This window comes from uncultured Sulfitobacter sp. (genome assembly GCF_947497275.1).
GTDB lineage: Bacteria > Pseudomonadota > Alphaproteobacteria > Rhodobacterales > Rhodobacteraceae > Sulfitobacter.
In genome coordinates this window covers 144,310-163,270 of sequence record NZ_CANMFS010000004.1, presented here as the reverse complement: position 1 = coordinate 163,270, position 18,961 = coordinate 144,310, and the positions used below count along the sequence as shown (strand labels likewise).

Sequence of the window (18,961 nt, the reverse complement as noted above, 5' to 3'; positions counted from 1 at the left end):
TATCTCGATAACAGGGAATGGCAAAAGCGATGAGTGGACAAAAATCTGTGACCCCTTCGGCGGAAAGCCTGGTTGCGTCTGTAAAAGCGGCGAAAACGCGCGGATTGCCGCCGGTCGAGAAATGGAATCCGCCGTTCTGCGGCGACATAGACATGCAGATCAAGCGTGACGGAACCTGGTTCTACGAGGGAACACCAATCGGACGGATCGGATTGGTCAAACTGTTCTCGAGCATTCTGATCCGGGAAGATGACGATTATTTTCTCGTTACCCCGGTCGAGAAGGTAGGCATCACCGTAGAGGACGCACCTTTCATCGCCGTGGATTTCGAAATAAGCGGGAAAGGAGAGGACCAGAGGCTGACCTTCGTGACCAACCTCGACGATGTGTCCGAGGCGGGGCCGGACGCGCCCATCCGGGTTGTGCGCGACGCGCAGAGCGGAGAGCCTTCTCCGTATATCCTCATCCGCCGAAATCTCGAAGCGTTGATCGACCGCAAGAGCTTTTACCGTCTCGTCGAGATCGGTGTGCACCATGACGGTTGGTTTGGTGTCTGGTCGGCTGGGGAATTCTTCGGTATTATTCCGTCGGATGAATTGCCCGACTGAGGAAATACAATGCGCGCGAATGTGGCATCTGCCGTGCTGATTGCGCGGGTCAAGGCAACGCGGTCGATGTAGTGATGAAACCGGCAGCCAACCTGAGCCATTTATGGCCAGACCTCCCGTATCTGGATCGCTTCGATGCAGCATCTGCGGCCGGTTTCACCGGCGTAGAGGTCCTGTTTCCCTACGACGTGCCGGCCAAGCATACACAGAGGGCGCTGGTGCAAGGTGGATTGCAGATGGTCCTTATCAACGCACCGCCGCCCAACTACACCGGCGGGCCGCGCGGCTTTGCGGCGGTGCCCGGCGATGAGAGACGGTTCGCCTATGATGTGCGGCGCGCCCTGCGCCACGCCGATGCGTTACGGGTGCCGATGGTTCATATCATGTCCGGCAAGGCGTCGGGTTCGCACGCGCGGGAGGTCATGGTTTCCAACCTGCGCATGGCTTGCGCTGCCGCGCCGGGCGTGGTCCTCACAATCGAGCCATTGTGCCCGGAGATGCAGCCCGACTATTTCCTGAACGATTACGCGCTTGCCGCTGACATCATCGCGCAGGTGAACGCTCCGAATCTCAAGCTGCAATTTGACAGCTTTCACGCGCAGATGATCCACGGCGATGCCGTTGCCACCTATGAGACGTATCACGAGATCACGGCGCATGTACAACTCGGTGACACGCCAGCCCGTGGCGCACCGGGCAGCGGTGATGTGGATTTCGCCGCCCTTTTTGACGGGTTGCGTGCGCACGGCTACGACGGCTGGGTCAGCGGCGAGTACACACCCGGCGGCCCGACGGATGACACACTTGAATGGAAGAAATTGCTATGATCCCTGCCCGCTACGCACCAATTGTCTTTGGTTTTGTCTTGTCAGGGTTAATGTCGCTGATCGTCTCGTTCATCGCGACGTTCCGGGTGGTGGGATTGGTGGACGGTCTGGTGGTCGAATGGATCGGATCATGGCTCTTTAGTTGGTCGGTGGCGTTCCCCGCGGTGCTTGTTGTCGCGCCCGTCGCCCGCAGGGTCGTGGCACGCCTGGTCTCCCATTCCTAACTCTCCGAAAGCTTCTGCGCAGAAATCCCCCATGCACGCAGCGCCTCTGCGTCGGGGCGGCTCGCGTCGCGCGGCGTTTTGCTGATCTTCCCCGGTGTGGCCGAGAACCGCGGAGCAGGGGCGGCCTGAAGCACGCCATCGACCTGCACAAACGTCTGACGCGCCGCATTGTGCGGATCGTCGGCAGCCTCTTGCGGGGTCAGCACGGCGGTGACACAGCCGTCGGTATCGCGGAAAAGCTGGTCCCAGTGGTTGCTGGATTCGGTGGCGAATATCTTTTTGAGTTCGAGGGTGCAGGCGTCGTCATCTTCGGTCACCCCACTGGTGAACAAGGGGTTTTCCAGCAGGCCCAACCGGTCGAGCAGTACTTTTCGAAAGGCGGGTTCAATTGCTCCCACTGCAACAGCGCGTCCATCGGCACAGGTATAGGTCCGGTAATAGTGGCGGCCCCCGTCCAGTGCATTGGCCCCGGCGGGCGCGTTGTGCATTCCCATCGCTGAAAGCGCCGAAAGCAACGTGTAAAGGCTTGCAGACCCGTCGACGATATTCGCATCGACGACCTGTCCCTGGCCGGTAGCACGGGCGTGCAGAACGGCGGCCAGCAAACCCATTACCGCAAACATCGATCCGCTTGCCATATCCCCCACCAAAGGCGGGATGCCGACGGGCTGCTGCCCGCCACGCCCGAAAAGCGAAAGTGCACCGGATTTGGCGATATAGTTCAGATCATGACCAGCGCGCTGCGCAAGCGGGCCATCCCGCCCCCAGCCAGTGACGCGGACAAAGGCGAGCTTGGGATTCAGTGCGAGGCACGGCTCCGGCCCCAGACCAAGCTTTTCCATCGCGCCGGGGCGGTACCCTTCGATCAGTGCGTCCGCCTTGCCGATGAGATCGTGCATGACCTGCCGCCCATTGTCCGACTTGAGGTCGATCTGCACGAGCGGACGCGATCGGTAGAAAACCGAGGCCGCCTCCATCGACGCGAAATCGAGCGTCGGGTCGATTGCAGGATAGCCGCCGGGGCGGTCGATGCGGATGATATCGGCGCCCATGTCCGCCAACAGCATCGCGGCATAGGGTACCGGGCCGATGCCCGTCATTTCGACGATGCGGATCCCCGCCAGCGGACCAGAAGTCGGCGCCATCAGTGCGCCTCCGCCCAGTTCGCGCCGGTGCCCGCGTCGACACTCAGCTTTACGTCCAGCTTCACCACCGGATCGGACGCGTTTTCCATCACCTCGCGGGCGGCCTTTATCAAATCGTCCTCGGCGCCCTTTTCGACTTCGAACAGCAATTCGTCGTGCACCTGCAACAGCATCTTGGCGGGCAGACCTTCGATGGCGGCGGGCATCCGGATCATCGCGCGCCGGATAACATCGGCGGCGGTGCCCTGAATGGGGGCATTGATCGCGGCGCGGGCGGCGAACCCGGCGCGCGGTCCCTTGGAGGCGATCTCCGGTGTGTTGATCTTGCGCCCGAACAGCGTCTGGACAAAGCCGTGCTCCTTGGCGAAGGCCTTGGTGTCGTCCATGTAGGTGCGGATGCCGGGGAAACGCTCGAAATAGCGGTCGATGAACCCCTGCGCCTCGGCGCGCGGGATGCGCAGATTACGCGCAAGGCCAAAGCCCGAGATGCCGTAGATCACGCCGAAGTTGATCGCTTTCGCCTGCCGGCGGATGTCTGGCGTCATCTCGTCCATGGGCACGTCGAACATTTCTGAAGCGGTCATCGCGTGAATGTCCAAGCCGTCCTTGAACGCCTGCTTCAGCTCCGGAATATCCGCAATATGCGCCAGCAGCCGCAATTCGATCTGGCTGTAATCGAGCGCCACCAGCACTTTGCCGTCCTCGGCGACAAAGGCCTCGCGGATGCGGCGACCTTCCTCGCTGCGGATCGGGATATTTTGCAGGTTCGGGTCTGTCGATGCCAGCCGCCCGGTCGACGCGCCCGTAAGAGAATAAGACGTGTGTACCCGCCCGGTTTCCGTGTTGATGTGGTCCTGAAGCGCGTCCGTATAGGTCGATTTCAGCTTGCTCAATTGACGCCAGTCGAGAATGCGGCGCGGGAAGTGATGTTCCGTCGCGAGGTCTTCGAGGATGTCTGCGCCGGTGCTGTATTTCCCGTTCGCACCCTTCTTGCCGCCCTCAAGGCCCATGTCCTCGAAAAGCACTTCGCCCACCTGCGCGGGCGAGCCGACGTTGAACTTGCGGCCGGCGAGTTCATAGATTTCATCCTCAAGCCCGGCCATTTTCTGGGAAAAGGCGTTGGACATGCGGCTGAGCGTGTCACGGTCGACCTTGACCCCGTATCGCTCCATCTGTGCCAGAACCGGCACAAGCGGCCGCTCCAGCGTCTCGTAGACACGGGTGGTCTGTACGCGGTGCAACTGCGGTTTGAACTGCTGCCACAGGCGCAGGGTGATGTCCGCATCCTCCGCCGCGTATTTAACGGCATCCTCCAGCGGTACCTTGTCGAAGGTGATCGCCGACTTCCCCGATCCGAGCAGCGGTTTGATCGGGATCGGGGTGTGATTGAGGTAGCGCTCGCTGAGCGTGTCCATGCCGTGACCGTGCAGACCTGCGTGCATTGCGTAGGACATCAGCATCGTATCGTCGATCGGCGCGACGGTGATCCCAAGCCGTGCAAAGATCTTGTTATCGTATTTCATGTTCTGCCCGATCTTGAGGATGCTCGGATCCTCCAGCACGGGCGTCAGCATCTTCAACGCCTCTTCAAAGCCCATCTGCCCCGCGGCCAGATCATCGGAGCCGAACAGATCGTTGCCGCGATTGGCCTTGTGAATGAGCGGGATATAACACGCCTCTCCTGCCTCGACGCAAAGAGATATGCCGACCAGATCGGCGGTCATCTCGTCCAAACCGGTGGTCTCGGTATCTACGGCGACATAGCCGCGCGCATAGATCCGGTCGATCCACGTTTGCAGCGTGTCTGCATTACCGACCTGCGTGTAGGTCGCTTCGTCGAACGGCACCGTGTCGATCTGCGGCGCGTCTTCGGCGGGTGCCGGTTCGGGGATCGCGGGCGCTTCCACGTCCAGCGCGTCCGCGATGCGCTTGGTCAGCGTGCGGAATTCCATCTTCGTCAGAAATTCCATCAGCTTCCCGGGATCGGGGTCGCGCACCTCCAGATCGTCGAGCGTGAACTCCAGCGGCGTCTTGTCATCCAACAGCACCAACCGACGCGACAGGCGGATCTGTTCGGCGTGGTCGATCAGGGTCTGCCGACGCTTGGGCTGTTTGATCTCCTCTGCTCGTTCCAGAAGCGATTCAAGATCGCCGTATTCGTTGATCAAAAGCGCCGCCGTCTTGATGCCGATGCCCGGTGCGCCCGGCACGTTGTCCACCGAATCGCCTGCCAGCGCCTGCACGTCGACCACCCGGTCAGGGTAGACGCCGAATTTCTCGTGTACGCCGTCGCGGTCGACGCGGATGTTCTTCATCGCGTCGAGCATTTCGACACCGCCGCCCACGAGCTGCATCAGATCCTTGTCGGAGCTGATGATGGTGCAGCGCCCACCGGCTTCGCGTGCCTGTACCGCGAGCGTCGCGATGATATCGTCGGCCTCATAGCCTTCCTTTTCCTCGCAGGCGATGTTGAAGGCGATGGTGGCTTCGCGCGTCAGCGGGATCTGCGGGCGCAGATCTTCGGGCATGGCCTCGCGGTTGGCTTTGTACTGGTCGTACATGTCGTTGCGGAAGGTGTGGCTGCCCTTGTCAAAGATCACGGCCACATGCGTGGGTGCGTCCGATCCGTTGTTCCCTTCGACGTAGCGCTGCAACATGTTGCAAAAGCCCGACACCGCCCCGATGGGCAAGCCGTCGGACTTGCGGGTGAGCGGCGGCAGCGCGTGATAGGCGCGAAAGATGAAGGCGGAGCCGTCGATCAGATGTAGGTGATGCCCTTTGCCGAATGCCATGTACCTGCGTTCCCTCATACTGTGGTCCCTCTTTTGCCACTGCAAACGCAAACCCGCCAGAGGGCAGGCGGGGATCAGTCCGGATGCGGCGCTGTCTTCAGACCTTGCCTTCGAAATCGGCGTGGATGAACTTGCAGTCGCAATAGCCGCATTCGATCCACCCCCTGTCCTTCGGGATCTGAAGCCACACACGCGGATGACCCAAGGCTCCTTCACCGCCGTCGCATGCGACACGGTAAGTATTCACGACACGGGTCTCTGGAGCATTCGTTGTCATATCGGGGCCTTTGGAGAGGGTAAGGGGCATTTGGGTCGTTATGACCAATCAGGCGGCGACGGGCAAGGGTTTCGGGCCGCAACCGGGGCCTGCCGGCGCAGCCTTACAGATATGTCACGATAAAAGTGTTCACATCTCCCCCGGCGGATGGCTAAAAGGCGTCATTGCCTGCACCGCTTTCCGGAGACCCTAATTATGCCCGCGCCCAAACCTGTTGTTCTTTGTATCCTCGATGGCTGGGGCATTGGACCAACCGCTGCGGGCAACGCGCCGCTATTGGCCGCAACACCGAACATGGACCGCCTTATGGCCCGCTGTCCGAACGCGACCCTTACGACATTCGGACCTGACGTGGGCCTGCCCCGTGGACAGATGGGCAATTCCGAGGTTGGTCATACCAACATCGGCGCGGGCCGCGTGGTGGCGATGGATCTGGGCCAGATCGATCTGGAGATCGAAGAGGGCAGGTTTGCAAGCGCGCCGGCGCTGGTGAATTTCATCGCGGATCTCAAGGCGTCGGGAGGCACGGCGCATTTGATGGGTCTGGTGTCCGACGGCGGGGTGCATGGACATATTACGCATATGATCGCCGCCGCCACCGCGATTGATGCGGCAGGGGTGCCGGTGGTGATCCACGCGCTTACCGATGGCCGCGATGTCGCGCCGCAATCCGCCCTCGCCGATCTGGAACAGCTCGAAGTGGCGCTGCCCCCCAATGTGCAAATCGCCACTTTGACCGGGCGGTACTATGCAATGGACCGAGACAATCGGTGGGAACGGGTGGCGCTGGCCTACCGCGCGATCGCGCAGGGCGGCGGCGCGCGCCTGCAAAGCGCGAGAGCGGCGGTCGAATCTGCCTATGCGGGGGGGGTAACGGACGAATTCATCGCCCCTTGTGTGATCGACACCTACAAGGGCGCGCGGGATGGCGACGGCTTCTTCTGCCTCAATTTCCGCGCTGACCGTGCGCGTGAAATCATGGCGGCTCTCGCCGCGCCGGACTTCGACAGTTTTGACCGGGGTGAAAGGGTCGATTGGTCCGCCGTGATGGGCATGTCGGAATACTCCAACACGCACTCCAATTACATGTCGACGGTGTATCCGAAGGCACAGGTGAAAAATACGCTGGGATCGTGGGTGGCGGGCAAGGGGCTGCGCCAGTACCGTCTGGCCGAGACGGAAAAATACCCTCACGTCACCTTCTTTCTCAACGGCGGCGAAGAAGCGCCCGCAGCGGGCGAGGATCGCGATATGCCGCTCTCGCCCAAGGTGGCGACCTACGACCTGCAACCGGAGATGTCCTGCGTCGAGGTCACTGACAAGCTGGTTGCGGCAATCGAGGATGGATACGATCTGATCGTGGTGAACTATGCCAATCCCGATATGGTCGGACATACCGGTGATCTGGATGCCGCCATCGCGGCGTGCGAGGCCGTCGATACCGGGCTTGGGCGTGCCTTGGCGGCGCTTGAAGCCGCGGGTGGCGCGATGATCGTGACCGCGGATCATGGCAATTGCGAAATGATGATAGACCCCGAGACGGGCGGTCCTCACACCGCGCATACACTCAACCCCGTGCCGGTCATCGTCGTTGGCGGTCCTGCGGATGCCGTGCTGCGCGACGGGCGGTTGGCCGACCTTGCGCCGACGGTCCTGGCACTGATGCAAGTCGATCAGCCCCCGGAAATGACAGGAAAGAACCTGCTGGAATGATGCGGCGTGCGCTTGTTCTTCTTGCGCTGGTGATCGGCGCTCCTGTCGTGGCGCAGCAGGATGCGGCCGTGCAGGCGCGTACCGCCGTTGCCTTGCTGGAAGAAGCGACAGCACAGCTTGCCGCAGCCGATAGCGCGCGCGACCGCGTCCGTGCCCTGACCGAAACGATCCAATCCTTCGAGACGGGCCTTGCGGCGATGCGGACCGGCCTGCGCGAGGCGGCAATCCGCGAGACGCAGCTGAGCGCGAGGTTGGCCGCCCGTGACAATGAGGTGGGTCAGCTTCTTGCCGTGCTGCAAAGCATCGGCAGGACTGACAGCCCAACGACTTTTCTGCACCCCGACGGCCCCACGGGTACCGCGCGCGCTGGCATGTTGCTGGCCGAGCTGACGCCCGCCCTGAACCAACGCGCCGACCGTCTGCGCCGCGATCTTTCCGATGTACAAACCCTGCGCACCCTGCAAACCGAAGCCGAAGCCCGCCTGCGAGACAGCCTGACGCGGGTACAGGAGGCGCGCGCAGCGCTCAACCAGGCGATTGCCGACCGGACCGATCTGCCGCGCCGCTTTACAGAAGATCCCGTTTCCACGGCCATTCTGATCGATTCGACAGAAACGCTCGGGGGGTTCGCATCCGGACTGTCGGAGATCGTGGCGGATGAAGACGTCGGCGTCGAAGTGCCCGCCTCCATTGATGCGCAGATCGGTGAATTGCCGCTGCCGGTACAGGGGCTGGTGCTTCGCGGAATGAACGAAGCGGATGCCGCAGGTGTCGCGCGCCCCGGTCTGCTGATCGCGACACGCCCGCGCGCCATTGTCACATCGCCTACGGCGGCGACAATCCGCTATCAAGGGCCCTTGCTGGACCTCGGGAACGTAATGATTCTTGAGCCGCGCGCCGATACGTTGTTTGTGCTTGCGGGACTTGGGACCGTCTACGGCGAGACTGGACAGGTGATCGCGGCGGGAACCCCGATTGGCCTTATGGGCGGTGCCGATGGCGGCGGTGCCGGACAATTGTCAACTGATGGTGATGGATCTGGTGCAGAGCGTTCAGAAACGCTCTATATGGAAATAAGACAGGACAACATCCCGCAGGACCCGGTTACCTGGTTCAAAAGCAGATAGAGATGCCTCGGAAAGGTAGATGAGTAGATGAAAAAGTTTGTGATGGCCGCAGTCGGCGGCACCGTGGCCGGTATCATCGCCACGACACAGATCGCCGCCCCCCTGCTGGCGCAGGAAGCGGAGAAGAACAACAATGTCTACGAGCAGCTTGACCTGTTCGGGGACATCTTTGAACGGATCCGCGCGCAATATGTCGAAGAAGTCGACAGCGGTGAACTGATCGAGGCGGCAATCGACGGTATGCTGACCTCACTGGATCCGCACTCAAGCTATCTGTCGCCGAAGGATGCCGAAAAGATGCGCGAGCAGACGCGCGGCGAATTCGGCGGACTGGGCATCGAGGTCACGCAGGAAGACGGCTTTGTCAAAGTTGTCTCGCCTATTGACGGCACACCGGCCGACGAGGCGGGTATCGAGGCCGGCGATTTCATCACCCACGTCGATGGCGAGAGCCTGCTTGGTCTGGTGCTTGACGAAGCGGTGGATCTGATGCGGGGGCCGGTCGGTTCCGAGATCATCGTCACCATCGTGCGCGAAGGGGAGGCCGAGCCGTTCGACGTGTCTATCGTGCGCGACACCATTGAACTGACAGTTGTGCGCTCGCGCACCGAGGGCGACAGCGTGGTTCTGCGTCTGAGCACGTTCAACGAACAGACCTATCCGAAGATGGTCGAGCAGCTGGCCGAGAAGGTCGAAACGATGGGCGGCATGGAGAACATCAGCGGCTTCGTCATTGATCTGCGCAATAATCCCGGTGGTCTTCTGACGCAGGCGATCAAGATCTCGGACGCCTTTCTTGAAGAGGGCGAGATCGTCAGCACACGCGGTCGCGCGGCGACCGATGGCGAACGCTTCAACGCCAAGGAAGGCGATCTTGCCGAGGGCAAGCCAATCGTCGTGCTGATCAACGGCGGCTCCGCCTCGGCGTCGGAAATCGTCGCAGGTGCACTTCAGGATCACCGCCGCGCCATCGTGGTCGGGACAAAGAGCTTTGGCAAAGGGTCCGTGCAGACCGTAATGCCGCTGCGCAGTGAGGGCGCGATGCGCCTGACTACGGCGCGGTATTACACGCCGTCGGGCCGGTCCATTCAGGCGCTGGGCGTGTCGCCGGACATCGTTGTGGCGCAACCGCCGCGCCGCCCCGCAGATGAAGAGGACGACGCACCCGCCCGCCGCAACCGCTCCGAAGCGGACCTGCGCGGCAGCCTCAACAACGATAGCCTGAGTGAGGACCAGATCGACCAGATCGAAGCGGATCGCGCAAAGGCCGAGAAAGCGGCGGAACTGCGCGAAGAGGATTATCAGCTGGCCTACGCGATTGATATTCTCAAAGGGCTTTCGGCTCTCGGACCGCGCGACTGATCCAGACGATCAACGCGACGGCAAAAGGCCGCTCCGGTATGGGGCGGCCTTCATTTTTTGATCGCGTGGGAATGACGGACTGTCGTTCAGCCCGTCTCCAGACAGTGCCGCCTGAACGCGCGTTTTAGCATATCCAGTTCCGCGCGCAAAAGCTCCACCTCGACGCGCAGATCATCGGCAAGCACTTCACCGGCCATGAAGGTGATGCTGCCGATCCGTGCGCCGGTATCTGCGTCCGCGATCAGCATCGTTTGCACGCCATCCGAAATTGCATCCTGCGGGATCGGTACTCGCACAGCGTGCCCTGTATCCACTGCGGTAACGGTGACATCCTGAACCGCCTTGCCCTCGTGTGTGACGTCGAGCTTTGGCAGCGTGTCCTTGTCGGCACCGGTCAACAGCCCTTCCCAGACGCCTTGTTTCAGCTTGGTTTTCGTAAGGACGAGGGTGGACATGCAAGCTTCTCCGCTTAGATCTGAGCGCGCGGGCGGCGCGAAAAGGTCAGGTCCCGCAGAACGACCTGATTCATCTCGGGCCCCTCGAAGATCAGATCGATCCACGCACCCTCGACCCGACGCTCGTTCAGGTTCGAATAGGCCATATCGAATTCCGCCACCGTTTGGGGGTGGCTCAGGTCCAGTTCGCGCACCATCTGTTCGGTGTTCGGCCCGTTCTTGATATTGAGCCGGGCGAAAATCTCGATCGGTTTTTCCATCTCGACGATCATGTCGAGCCGGATCAGATGCGTCCGCTTGAGCCCATCGTATCCGTCCTTGGGAAGGTCGATTACCAGTGACAGAAACGAGCCGTCAAAGCGGAAAACATCCATGCGCAATCCGTAGGGCGCGAGATCTTCCTCGCGCAGGTTACGCATCTGGCGCAGGGTCAGCTCGGAAAACTGGCAATCGTGAAACAGTGTCGCTTCGTGCCCCAGCATCGAGCGGCTCTGGACCGACGACATTCCCGGCTTGGGCAGCGGTCCCCGCCAAAGCTCGGGTCGCCACGCCCAATCTGCGTTGTGCGGCTTGGGAAAGCTGGTGGACCCGGTGAGAGGCAGCGCGAGGCGTTCGTCGGCAACATGTATCAGATGATCCAATTTCGCCTTAAGTTGCCGTGCGTGCATGCGCTGGCGGCGCAGGCCAGCCAGATCAGCAGTCCGCGCAAGACGCGCGTTCCTGGCCCACTTGGCAATAGTACGCGTATAGAACGCCGTATCAAATAGGTTTCCGCCAAAACTGGCCATGTCGTCTGCCTTGCCGCTCGTACTCGTGTCATGCCGCTTGTTCGTTACGTTCGGCTGAACCGCTGCATTTTTTCGCAGGATGCCATTTTTGGGCGGTGCCGCGCAAGCGTGCAGATGGTCTAACCTTCTTCGGTCTTCGCCGCCGTGCGCTGGATCAGATCTTCGAGCACTTCCGCACCTTCCCCGGTCACGGCTCTTTGTCCTTCCGGCCCAAACAGTGCCGCACCCAGGAGATATGTGCCGACACGCGCCACGGCGCGCCAGTGGCGACTGTCCAGATCGGACGATGGTGGCACGCCTGTGGTTCGGAAGATCACCCGGTCGTCGCGCCTGCGCAGGCTTTCCGGCTCACCAAAGCTCCCGGCGGCCGTGATGTCGGTTGCGGAGGGCAACGCAGCCCCGCTCGCAGCTTTGGTAAAACTGACGGTCATGACGCCCAAGGGGGCGCCGGCGCTGCCGGTATCGGCCCCCATCACATCGCACCGCGCCATCAGCGCAAAGCTCTGGTTCAGTGTCTTGGGGTCGATGCAAAATCCCTGCGGCGGGACAAGCGTGACAGCGCCCTGCATCATCCGGGCTTGCGTCAGCGGTGCTTTAGAGAGGCCTGCGAACGGATCGCTCCCCTCCTCGCACGCTGAGAGCGCAAGGAGGGCGAGAACCGCGACGCCGGGTTTAAAGCTCCATGTAGTCATGGCGCTCTTTCTTGGCACCGGGATGCGTCACGGCGCCAAGATAGGTTGGCCCGACCAGCTGCGCGTATTTCCAAAGCGCGCCTGAAGCATAAAGGTTCTCGCGCGGGCCTTCCCACGCGGCCTTGCGGCTCGCTATCTCATCATCGCTGAGATCTACGGAGATCGACCCGGTGATCGCATTCAGCGTGATCATGTCGCCGTTCCTGAGCAGTCCGATGGGGCCGCCCAAAGCGGCTTCCGGCCCGACATGACCCACGCAGAAGCCGCGCGTCGCGCCCGAAAAGCGACCATCGGTAATCAATGCGACCTTCTTGCCCATGCCCTGACCCGACAGCGCGGCAGTGGTCGCCAGCATTTCGCGCATGCCAGGGCCGCCGCGTGGCCCCTCGTTGCGGATCACGAAGACATCGCCTTCGGAGTAGGTGCGGTTCTGGACCGCCTCAAAAGCGTCCTGTTCACATTCGAACACCAGTGCGGGGCCGGTAAAGACAATATCGTCCTCGCTCATGCCTGCGATCTTCACGATCGCCCCTTCGGGGGCAAGGTTGCCTTTGAGGCCCACGACACCGCCGGTCTTCGAGATCGGATTGGCGACCGAGTGGATCACCTTGCCATCCGCCTCGCGCGTGATCCGGTCCAGTTCTTCGCCCATCGAATAGCCTGTCGCGGTCATGCAATCCTCGTGAATAAGACCTGCCTTGCGCAGCTCGTTCATCACCACGGGCACGCCGCCCGCCTCGTACAGGTCTTTGGCGACATAGGCGCCGCCGGGCTTCATATCGACGAAATAGGGCGTGTCGCGGAAGATTTCACAAACGTCCTCAAGGAAGAATTCAATGCCGGCTTCATGCGCCATTGCGGGCAAATGCAGACCGGCGTTCGTGGATCCGCCCGTACAGGCCACGATCCGCGCAGCGTTCTCGAAGGCCTGACGCGTGCAGATGTCGCGCGCGCGAATGTTCTTTTCGATAAGGTTCATTACCGCCTTGCCCGAGGCCACGCCGTATTCGTCGCGGCTTTCGTAAGGGGCAGGCGCGCCCGAAGAGTTGGGCAGCGCAAGGCCAATGGCTTCTGCAACGCAGGCCATCGTGTTCGCCGTGAACTGGCCGCCACATGCGCCCGCAGAGGGGCAGGCGACGCGTTCAAGCACTTCGAGAGCCGCTTCCGACATGGAGCCGTTTTGGAAGTTGCCCACGGCCTCGAACATGTCTTGTACCGTCAGGTCGCGGTTGGCAAAAGCGTCCGGCACGTCCGCACCTTTTGGAGCTCTGCCCGGCAGGATTGATCCGCCGTACATGAACACCGATGGCACGTTGAGACGGATCATCGCCATCATCATGCCGGGCAGCGATTTGTCACAGCCCGCAAGGCCCACCAACGCGTCATAGCAATGCCCGCGCATGGTCAGCTCCACGGTGTCGGCAATCGCCTCGCGCGAGGCAAGCGAGGAGCGCATGCCCTCGTGGCCCATCGCGATGCCGTCCGTCACGGTGATCGTGGTGAATTCGCGCGGTGTACCCTGTTCGGCGGTCACGCCTACCTTGACCGACTGCGCCTGGCGGTTCAGCGCGATGTTGCACGGTGCCGCCTCGTTCCAACAGGTCGCCACGCCGACCAGCGGCTGGTGAATCTCTTCCTCCGTCATACCCATCGCATAATAGTAGGACCGGTGCGGTGCGCGCGACGGACCTTCGGTCACATGGCGGCTGGGCAGTTTGGATTTGTCGAAACGGGCATTGGTGGACATCGGCAGGCGCTCCCTGAGGTAAATCTTTGGTATGGCATACTGATGCGGCGACGCTGCTGCAAGGGTTCGGGGCGCGCCATGCGTTGTAAACCCGCCACCGTGGTCCTAGATTGCGCTGATCCGTCCAAAGCGTGAAAGCCCCTAATGGAACGCAGCCTGTTCGCCTTTATCTGGAAATATTCCAAGCGCGAGCAGATCGGCCTGCTGGCTCTTACGCTTGTGACGTTCCCGTTCCTCTACGCGACATTGGAGTTGCCAAAGCGGATCATCAACGATGCGATCGGGGCAGAAAGCGATACTGTGAACGTGCTCGGCTACGAGATGACGACGATCCAGCTTCTGGTCGGGCTGTGTCTGGCGTATCTTGCGGCTGTCATTGCGCACGGCCTGCTCAAGATGCGGCTCAATACAATGAAAGGCGTCCTGTCCGAACGGATGCTGCGCCGGTTCCGGTACCGTCTGATCTCGCGCATGATGCGGTTCCCGAACCGGTATTTCCGTGACACCTCGCAGGGCGAGCTTGTCAGTATGATTACCTCCGAGGCGGAGCCGATGGGTGGGCTGATGGGCGACTTTATTGCCCAGCCGACCTTTCAAGCCGGACAGATGCTGATCATCGTGGTTTTTCTGTTCCTGCAATCGGTCTGGTTCGGGCTTGCCGGTATCGCGCTGATCCCGCTTCAGGCGTACCTGATCCCGCTGCTGCAGCGGCAGATCAACCAGCTGAACAAAGAGCGTATCCGCGAGATACGCCACCTTTCAGCGGAGATCGGCGAAACCGCGGCGGGTATGACCGATCTGCGCACCAATGGTGGCTGGCGTTTCCGTCTGGCCGGATTCACGCACCGGCTTGGCCTTCTGTTCCAAATCCGTTTCAGGATATATCAGAAGAAATTTTTTATGAAGTTCCTTAATAACTTCATCACCCAACTGACTCCGTTCTTTTTCTATCTCGTTGGCGGTATTCTCGCCATTCAGGGCAGTATCACTGTCGGCGCCCTTGTGGCCGCGCTGGCGGCGTACAAGGATCTGAGCAGCCCGTGGAAAGAGCTTTTGACCTATTATAATCAGACGCAAGACATGGCCATTCGTTGGGATGTCGTGGTGGAGCGTTTCGATCCGCGCGGCATGATCGACGAAACGCTCTTTGAAGGTACGCCCGATGAAATCCCGCATCTTACGGGAAAAATCGAGATCAAGAACGTATTGGTGCGCAATGCCGACGGCACGCCGCTGCTCGACGATTTTTCGCTTGATATCCCGAAGGGCGCGCAGGTGGCGATCCGGGTGTCGACACAGGCCGAGCGGCGCGCGCTTGCCGATCTGTTGACGCGCGAACTGGTCCCGGCTCGCGGCAGCATCACGATGGGCGGGCATGACCTGTCCGAGTTACACCAGACGGTGATTGCCGCGCGGATCGGATACGTTCAGGCACAACCCTATCTCTTCAGCGGCACAGTCGGGGACAACCTGCTGATGTCGTTACGCACAAGTCCCAAAACAGTCCTTTGGGACCCTGAAAACCGGGACGGCGAAGGCATCGAAGCGCGCCGATCGGGCAACAGCACCGATAGCCTGAACGCCAGATGGCTCGACCCCGGACTGGCGGGGTTCGACAGTGTCGAGGAAATTCATCAATGGTGGTTCGAGTTGAGCCGCACGCTTAACACCGACGAGGCGATCGTTCGGTCCATGCTCAATTCGCGCATGGACCCCGACCGGCATCCAGAACTCGCAGCCGAAATCGTGAGCCTGCGCGACGAGGTGTTCAAAGTGCTGAAAGAGCGTGGTCTGGACAAGGCAGTGCACCGGTTCGATCCGGATGAATTCAACCCTTCCATCGCATTGGGGGGTAACCTGTTGTTTGCGACCCCACGCCGCAGCATCACCCAGCAGGGGCTGGCGGGCGAAAAGGCGTTCTTGGCAATCGTCGCCGAACAGGGACTGGCAGAGCAAGCAATTGCGATTTCCCAGATCCTGGTGGAAACGCTGCACCAGACGTTCGGCATGGATGGTACCAATCATCCGCTTTTCACCGCGCTTGGAATCGACGAAGATCTTTACGAGCAACTTGTCGATATTGCGGCGCGCCGGCGCACGGATGGCGACGGGGCGCTGAGCGAGGACGAGTTCGCATTGCTGTTGACCGTATCCTTTGCGTTCACGGCAGAGCAGATTGGCCCTGCTTTTCCCGACAGTTTCAAACAGGAAATTCTCGATATCCGGCAGACCAAGGGGGCGGATCTGCAAAAGCGGGCCGCCGACATGTTCGTCCCGATCACCCCGCAAAACTATCTGGCTCGGCTTACGCTGCTCGAAAACCTTCTCTACGGCCGGATGTCCGCTGTCGCGGGTGTGCAGGAGGATCTTGTGATCGATGCGGTGTCGGATGTCCTGCGCGCACATGGTCTGCAGCAAGAGGTCGCGACGAACGCCTTTGATGTGCCGACAGCTATCGGGGGGACCAATCTGCCTCAGACCATTCTCGAACGGGCCGCATTTACCCGCGCCGGGATCAAGAAACCGGATGTAATCATCTTCAACCAGGCGCTGGGCGGCAGCAATCTGCCGCGGACGCGCAGCCGCCTGCGAGAGTTGCTGCCCGACACGACGCAGATCTTCCTTGATGATCATTTTGTCGACCGTGAAAGCTATGACCTCTATGTCGAGGTCATCCACGGACAGGTCGACGGGGTGGAGCGCACCCGGCATCTTGGAAGCGGCAGTGATGTCTCCGATGATCTGCGCCACAAGCTTGGCCTGATCCAGCGCAACGATCTGTTCCGCGAACTCAGCCCGCGTAACCATCGGCTCCTGGCATTTGCTGCCAAGTGGTATACGGCCCCCGAAGGCACGCGTATTTTTAGCGCGGGCGATACTGCAGATGCTGTCTATCTCTGCCTTGAGGGCAAGGCCGAACTGACCTTTCGCGACGATACCGGCAGGAAGCAGCATGTGTCGACGGTCGATCCGGATCGGGTGATCGGCGATCTGGCCGTGATCGTAAACGAACCCCGTCAGGTGAGCCTGACCACGCTGGAGGATTCCAGGTTCCTGCGCATCGGCGCGGATCAGTTCCGCTCGGTCGTCGAAAATGACAAGACGGTCCTTTTGCACCTGTTGAAAACCGTTGGCGGACACCTTACTGGCGCGGCAGATGTGATCCGTTCCGTGCGGGCGGAGATTCCGCGCGAGCCGCCGCCCCCACGCACGGAGAGGATCGAAGAACCCGAAACCGACAAGGTCGATTCATGATGCTCCGGCCTGACTATTCGATGCACGCGTTCCATGTTGCCGCTGCAGGCCGCCGGACGGAAATCTGGCGGCTGATCCTCGGCGTGGTGCTGATGGTTCTGCTCTATGTCTCGCTCGGGATCATGTACCAACAGGCCATCGTTTTCGCGACGGACGGATCAGATGCGTTCATCAGTGAACTGGTTTCGGGCGTCACGCCACGCGCGATGTATGTGCTTTTGTTCAGTTTCGGTCTGATAACCATCGCGGTTTTCAGCGTCGTGCAGCTGTTGCACAGGCGCCCGGGGTTCAGCGTGATTGGCCCGCGCGCTCTTGCGTTTCCGCAGTTCATCCGCGTCACGTTCTTCTTGTCTGTGCTGGGTGCGGTGCTTGTCGTGCTGCCACCCTACGATATGGGCGGCGATCTGGTGCCCAATCTTGCGCCCGGATACTGGTCGCTGCTGTTGCCGGTTTCGCTGCTTGCCGTTTTCATACAGATCAGCGCCGAGGAGATCTTCTTCCGGGGCTATCTGCAGCAACAGCTCGCCGCACGGTTTCGCTCACCATTGGTGTGGATGGTGTTGCCATCGCTTTTGTTCGCCGTCGGCCACTATCAACCCTCCGAAGCGGGAGAGAATGCCCTGCTCATCACGCTTTGGGCGGGTATCTTCGGTATGCTGATGGCGGACCTGACGGCGCGTGCGGGCTCGCTCGGGCCGGCGCTGGCAGTGCATTTCGTCAACAATGTCACGGCGATCCTCATCACTTCCCTTCCGGATTCTCTCGGCGGGCTGGCGCTGTTTCATACACCGTTCGGAATGGACGATCCCGAGGCGTTGCGCGCTTGGCTTCCCGTCGATTTCGCGCTGATGATCACCAGTTGGCTGGTCGCCAGGCTGGCTTTGCGGCGCTGATTGCAATTCACCGCGAACGCTCTTATTTGAAGGCGTAAGGCAATGGATAAGGCGGCGACATGAACTGGATCAACAACTACGTCAGGCCCAGAATCAATTCGATCTTCTCGCGCCGCGAGACGCCGGAAAACCTGTGGACCAAATGCGACGCGTGCGGGACGATGCTGTTTCACCGCGAGGTGAGCGAGAATATCAACGTCTGCACCAACTGCGGTCATCACATGTACATCTCGCCCCGCGACCGCTTTGCGGCGTTGTTCGATGGCGGCGTATTCAGCAGTGTGAAGGTGCCCGCGCCGACGCCCGATCCGCTGCATTTCCGCGATCAGAAGAAATATCCCGATCGTCTGCGCGCGGCGCAAAAGACGACCGAAGAGAGCGAGGCGATGTTGGTCGCCACCGGTGAGATCGGGCGCACGCCCATCGTCGCCTGTGCGCAGGATTTCAGCTTTATGGCCGGATCCATGGGGATGTATGTCGGCAACGCGATCATTGCCGCCGCCGAAGAGGCGGTAAAGCTCAAACGGCCACTCATTCTGTTTTCCGCTGCCGGTGGCGCGCGGATGCAGGAGGGTATCCTGAGCCTCATGCAGATGCCGCGCACAACTGTTGCCGTGCAGATGCTCAAGGAAGCGGATCTGCCCTATATCGTGGTCCTGACACATCCAACCACGGGCGGCGTGACGGCGAGTTATGCGATGTTGGGCGACGTTCACATCGCCGAGCCAAACGCGCTGATCTGTTTCGCCGGTCCGCGGGTGATCGAGCAAACGATCCGCGAAAAGCTGCCCGAAGGGTTTCAGCGTGCGGAATATTTGCTGGATCACGGGATGCTGGACCGCGTCACCCCGCGCCCGCAGATGCGCGATGAGTTGATTACGATCACGCGGATGCTGCTCAAGCTGCCGCCTGCGGTGCGCGGAGATTTGCCGCCTCCCGCTGACCTGCCGCACGAATTGTCGGAGACCGAAGCAGAGCCGGAAGCGAAGACCCCGGCCAAGAAATAGGTGCTGTCTTCCGCGCAAGCGGCGCTTTTTCCGATGTTTCCCCAACGGT

At 61.0% G+C, this 18,961-nt stretch carries 16 protein-coding genes; 9 read left to right on the top strand and 7 right to left on the bottom strand.

What is annotated here, in order from left to right; genetic code table 11:
• Positions 1-29: 29 nt before the first annotated feature.
• From Q1A06_RS10155 to Q1A06_RS10145, 3 genes are all read left to right on the top strand, one after another.
• Positions 30-608, top strand: a complete 579-nt coding sequence (locus tag Q1A06_RS10155; RefSeq protein ID WP_299562542.1) for a DUF1285 domain-containing protein — start codon at positions 30-32, stop codon at positions 606-608.
• Between the two features lie 74 nt (positions 609-682).
• Entirely contained in the window at positions 683-1,435 is a 753-nt protein-coding gene (locus Q1A06_RS10150; protein WP_299562540.1) for a TIM barrel protein, read from the top strand.
• The gene (locus Q1A06_RS10145) at positions 1,432-1,659 is read left to right on the top strand and encodes a DUF2798 domain-containing protein (protein ID WP_299563287.1); all 228 of its coding nucleotides are present in this window, start codon (positions 1,432-1,434) and stop codon (positions 1,657-1,659) included. Before Q1A06_RS10150 ends, Q1A06_RS10145 begins: the two co-directional genes overlap by 4 nt.
• On the opposite strand, the gene Q1A06_RS10140 is transcribed toward Q1A06_RS10145, so the two are convergent.
• From Q1A06_RS10140 to Q1A06_RS10130, 3 genes are all read right to left on the bottom strand, one after another.
• A complete protein-coding gene (locus tag Q1A06_RS10140; protein ID WP_299562537.1) occupies positions 1,656-2,804 on the bottom strand; it encodes a CaiB/BaiF CoA-transferase family protein in 1,149 nt (382 codons plus the stop codon). The genes Q1A06_RS10145 and Q1A06_RS10140 overlap by 4 nt on opposite strands.
• Positions 2,804-5,596: a DNA polymerase I gene (gene polA, locus Q1A06_RS10135; RefSeq protein WP_299562534.1), complete on the bottom strand. Its 2,793-nt coding sequence runs from the start codon at positions 5,594-5,596 to the stop codon at positions 2,804-2,806. Before polA ends, Q1A06_RS10140 begins: the two co-directional genes overlap by 1 nt.
• A gap of 97 nt (positions 5,597-5,693) precedes the next feature.
• The gene (locus tag Q1A06_RS10130) at positions 5,694-5,873 is read right to left on the bottom strand and encodes a zinc-finger domain-containing protein (RefSeq protein WP_299563285.1); all 180 of its coding nucleotides are present in this window, start codon (positions 5,871-5,873) and stop codon (positions 5,694-5,696) included.
• Positions 5,874-6,068: 195 nt separating this feature from the next.
• Between Q1A06_RS10130 and gpmI the strand changes: the two genes are divergently transcribed.
• The 3 genes from gpmI to Q1A06_RS10115 are packed head-to-tail and all read left to right on the top strand — an operon-like array spanning position 6,069 to position 10,075.
• Positions 6,069-7,586, top strand: coding sequence for a 2,3-bisphosphoglycerate-independent phosphoglycerate mutase (gene gpmI / locus Q1A06_RS10125; RefSeq protein ID WP_299562531.1), 1,518 nt, complete (start codon positions 6,069-6,071; stop codon positions 7,584-7,586).
• Entirely contained in the window at positions 7,583-8,713 is a 1,131-nt protein-coding gene (locus Q1A06_RS10120; RefSeq protein ID WP_299562528.1) for a peptidoglycan DD-metalloendopeptidase family protein, read from the top strand. The genes gpmI and Q1A06_RS10120 overlap by 4 nt, the downstream gene beginning before the upstream one ends.
• A 27-nt stretch (positions 8,714-8,740) precedes the next feature.
• Positions 8,741-10,075 (top strand): S41 family peptidase, encoded by a 1,335-nt coding sequence (locus tag Q1A06_RS10115; protein WP_299562525.1) that lies wholly within the window; start codon positions 8,741-8,743, stop codon positions 10,073-10,075.
• An 86-nt stretch (positions 10,076-10,161) separates the two neighbouring features.
• Here Q1A06_RS10115 and Q1A06_RS10110 read toward each other — a convergent pair whose 3' ends face one another.
• From Q1A06_RS10110 to ilvD, 4 genes are all read right to left on the bottom strand, one after another.
• On the bottom strand, positions 10,162-10,530 hold the full coding sequence (locus tag Q1A06_RS10110; protein ID WP_299562522.1) for a hypothetical protein: 369 nt from the start codon (positions 10,528-10,530) through the stop codon (positions 10,162-10,164).
• 14 nt (positions 10,531-10,544) lie between these two features.
• Positions 10,545-11,318 carry a DUF6478 family protein gene (locus Q1A06_RS10105; RefSeq protein WP_299562519.1) on the bottom strand — a complete coding sequence of 258 codons (774 nt, stop codon included), beginning with the start codon at positions 11,316-11,318 and terminating at the stop codon, positions 10,545-10,547.
• Positions 11,319-11,437: 119 nt separating this feature from the next.
• Entirely contained in the window at positions 11,438-12,010 is a 573-nt protein-coding gene (locus Q1A06_RS10100; RefSeq protein WP_299562517.1) for a hypothetical protein, read from the bottom strand.
• Positions 11,991-13,757: a dihydroxy-acid dehydratase gene (gene ilvD, locus Q1A06_RS10095; protein ID WP_299562514.1), complete on the bottom strand. Its 1,767-nt coding sequence runs from the start codon at positions 13,755-13,757 to the stop codon at positions 11,991-11,993. The genes Q1A06_RS10100 and ilvD overlap by 20 nt, the downstream gene beginning before the upstream one ends.
• 144 nt (positions 13,758-13,901) lie before the next feature.
• Between ilvD and Q1A06_RS10090 the strand changes: the two genes are divergently transcribed.
• The 3 genes from Q1A06_RS10090 to accD are packed head-to-tail and all read left to right on the top strand — an operon-like array spanning position 13,902 to position 18,912.
• A complete protein-coding gene (locus tag Q1A06_RS10090; RefSeq protein WP_299562511.1) occupies positions 13,902-17,012 on the top strand; it encodes an ABC transporter transmembrane domain-containing protein in 3,111 nt (1,036 codons plus the stop codon).
• Positions 17,009-17,905 (top strand): CPBP family intramembrane glutamic endopeptidase, encoded by an 897-nt coding sequence (locus Q1A06_RS10085; protein ID WP_299562508.1) that lies wholly within the window; start codon positions 17,009-17,011, stop codon positions 17,903-17,905. The genes Q1A06_RS10090 and Q1A06_RS10085 overlap by 4 nt, the downstream gene beginning before the upstream one ends.
• A 59-nt stretch (positions 17,906-17,964) precedes the next feature.
• On the top strand, positions 17,965-18,912 hold the full coding sequence (gene accD, locus Q1A06_RS10080) for an acetyl-CoA carboxylase, carboxyltransferase subunit beta (RefSeq protein WP_299562505.1): 948 nt from the start codon (positions 17,965-17,967) through the stop codon (positions 18,910-18,912).
• Positions 18,913-18,961: the final 49 nt, after the last annotated feature.

What these genes read in the sequence shown, in the direction of transcription:
- accD (WP_299562505.1), top strand. Translation starts at nt 17,965, where the DNA reads ATGAACTGGATCAACAACTACGTCAGGCCCAGAATCAATTCGATCTTC.
- Q1A06_RS10140 (WP_299562537.1), bottom strand. Translation starts at nt 2,804, where the DNA reads ATGGCGCCGACTTCTGGTCCGCTGGCGGGGATCCGCATCGTCGAAATG.
- Q1A06_RS10105 (WP_299562519.1), bottom strand. Translation starts at nt 11,318, where the DNA reads ATGGCCAGTTTTGGCGGAAACCTATTTGATACGGCGTTCTATACGCGT.
- Q1A06_RS10145 (WP_299563287.1), top strand. Translation starts at nt 1,432, where the DNA reads ATGATCCCTGCCCGCTACGCACCAATTGTCTTTGGTTTTGTCTTGTCA.
- polA (WP_299562534.1), bottom strand. Translation starts at nt 5,596, where the DNA reads ATGGCATTCGGCAAAGGGCATCACCTACATCTGATCGACGGCTCCGCC.
- Q1A06_RS10100 (WP_299562517.1), bottom strand. Translation starts at nt 12,010, where the DNA reads ATGACTACATGGAGCTTTAAACCCGGCGTCGCGGTTCTCGCCCTCCTT.
- Q1A06_RS10150 (WP_299562540.1), top strand. Translation starts at nt 683, where the DNA reads ATGAAACCGGCAGCCAACCTGAGCCATTTATGGCCAGACCTCCCGTAT.
- gpmI (WP_299562531.1), top strand. Translation starts at nt 6,069, where the DNA reads ATGCCCGCGCCCAAACCTGTTGTTCTTTGTATCCTCGATGGCTGGGGC.
- Q1A06_RS10110 (WP_299562522.1), bottom strand. Translation starts at nt 10,530, where the DNA reads ATGTCCACCCTCGTCCTTACGAAAACCAAGCTGAAACAAGGCGTCTGG.
- Q1A06_RS10115 (WP_299562525.1), top strand. Translation starts at nt 8,741, where the DNA reads ATGAAAAAGTTTGTGATGGCCGCAGTCGGCGGCACCGTGGCCGGTATC.
- Q1A06_RS10130 (WP_299563285.1), bottom strand. Translation starts at nt 5,873, where the DNA reads ATGACAACGAATGCTCCAGAGACCCGTGTCGTGAATACTTACCGTGTC.
- ilvD (WP_299562514.1), bottom strand. Translation starts at nt 13,757, where the DNA reads ATGTCCACCAATGCCCGTTTCGACAAATCCAAACTGCCCAGCCGCCAT.
- Q1A06_RS10090 (WP_299562511.1), top strand. Translation starts at nt 13,902, where the DNA reads ATGGAACGCAGCCTGTTCGCCTTTATCTGGAAATATTCCAAGCGCGAG.
- Q1A06_RS10120 (WP_299562528.1), top strand. Translation starts at nt 7,583, where the DNA reads ATGATGCGGCGTGCGCTTGTTCTTCTTGCGCTGGTGATCGGCGCTCCT.
- Q1A06_RS10155 (WP_299562542.1), top strand. Translation starts at nt 30, where the DNA reads ATGAGTGGACAAAAATCTGTGACCCCTTCGGCGGAAAGCCTGGTTGCG.
- Q1A06_RS10085 (WP_299562508.1), top strand. Translation starts at nt 17,009, where the DNA reads ATGATGCTCCGGCCTGACTATTCGATGCACGCGTTCCATGTTGCCGCT.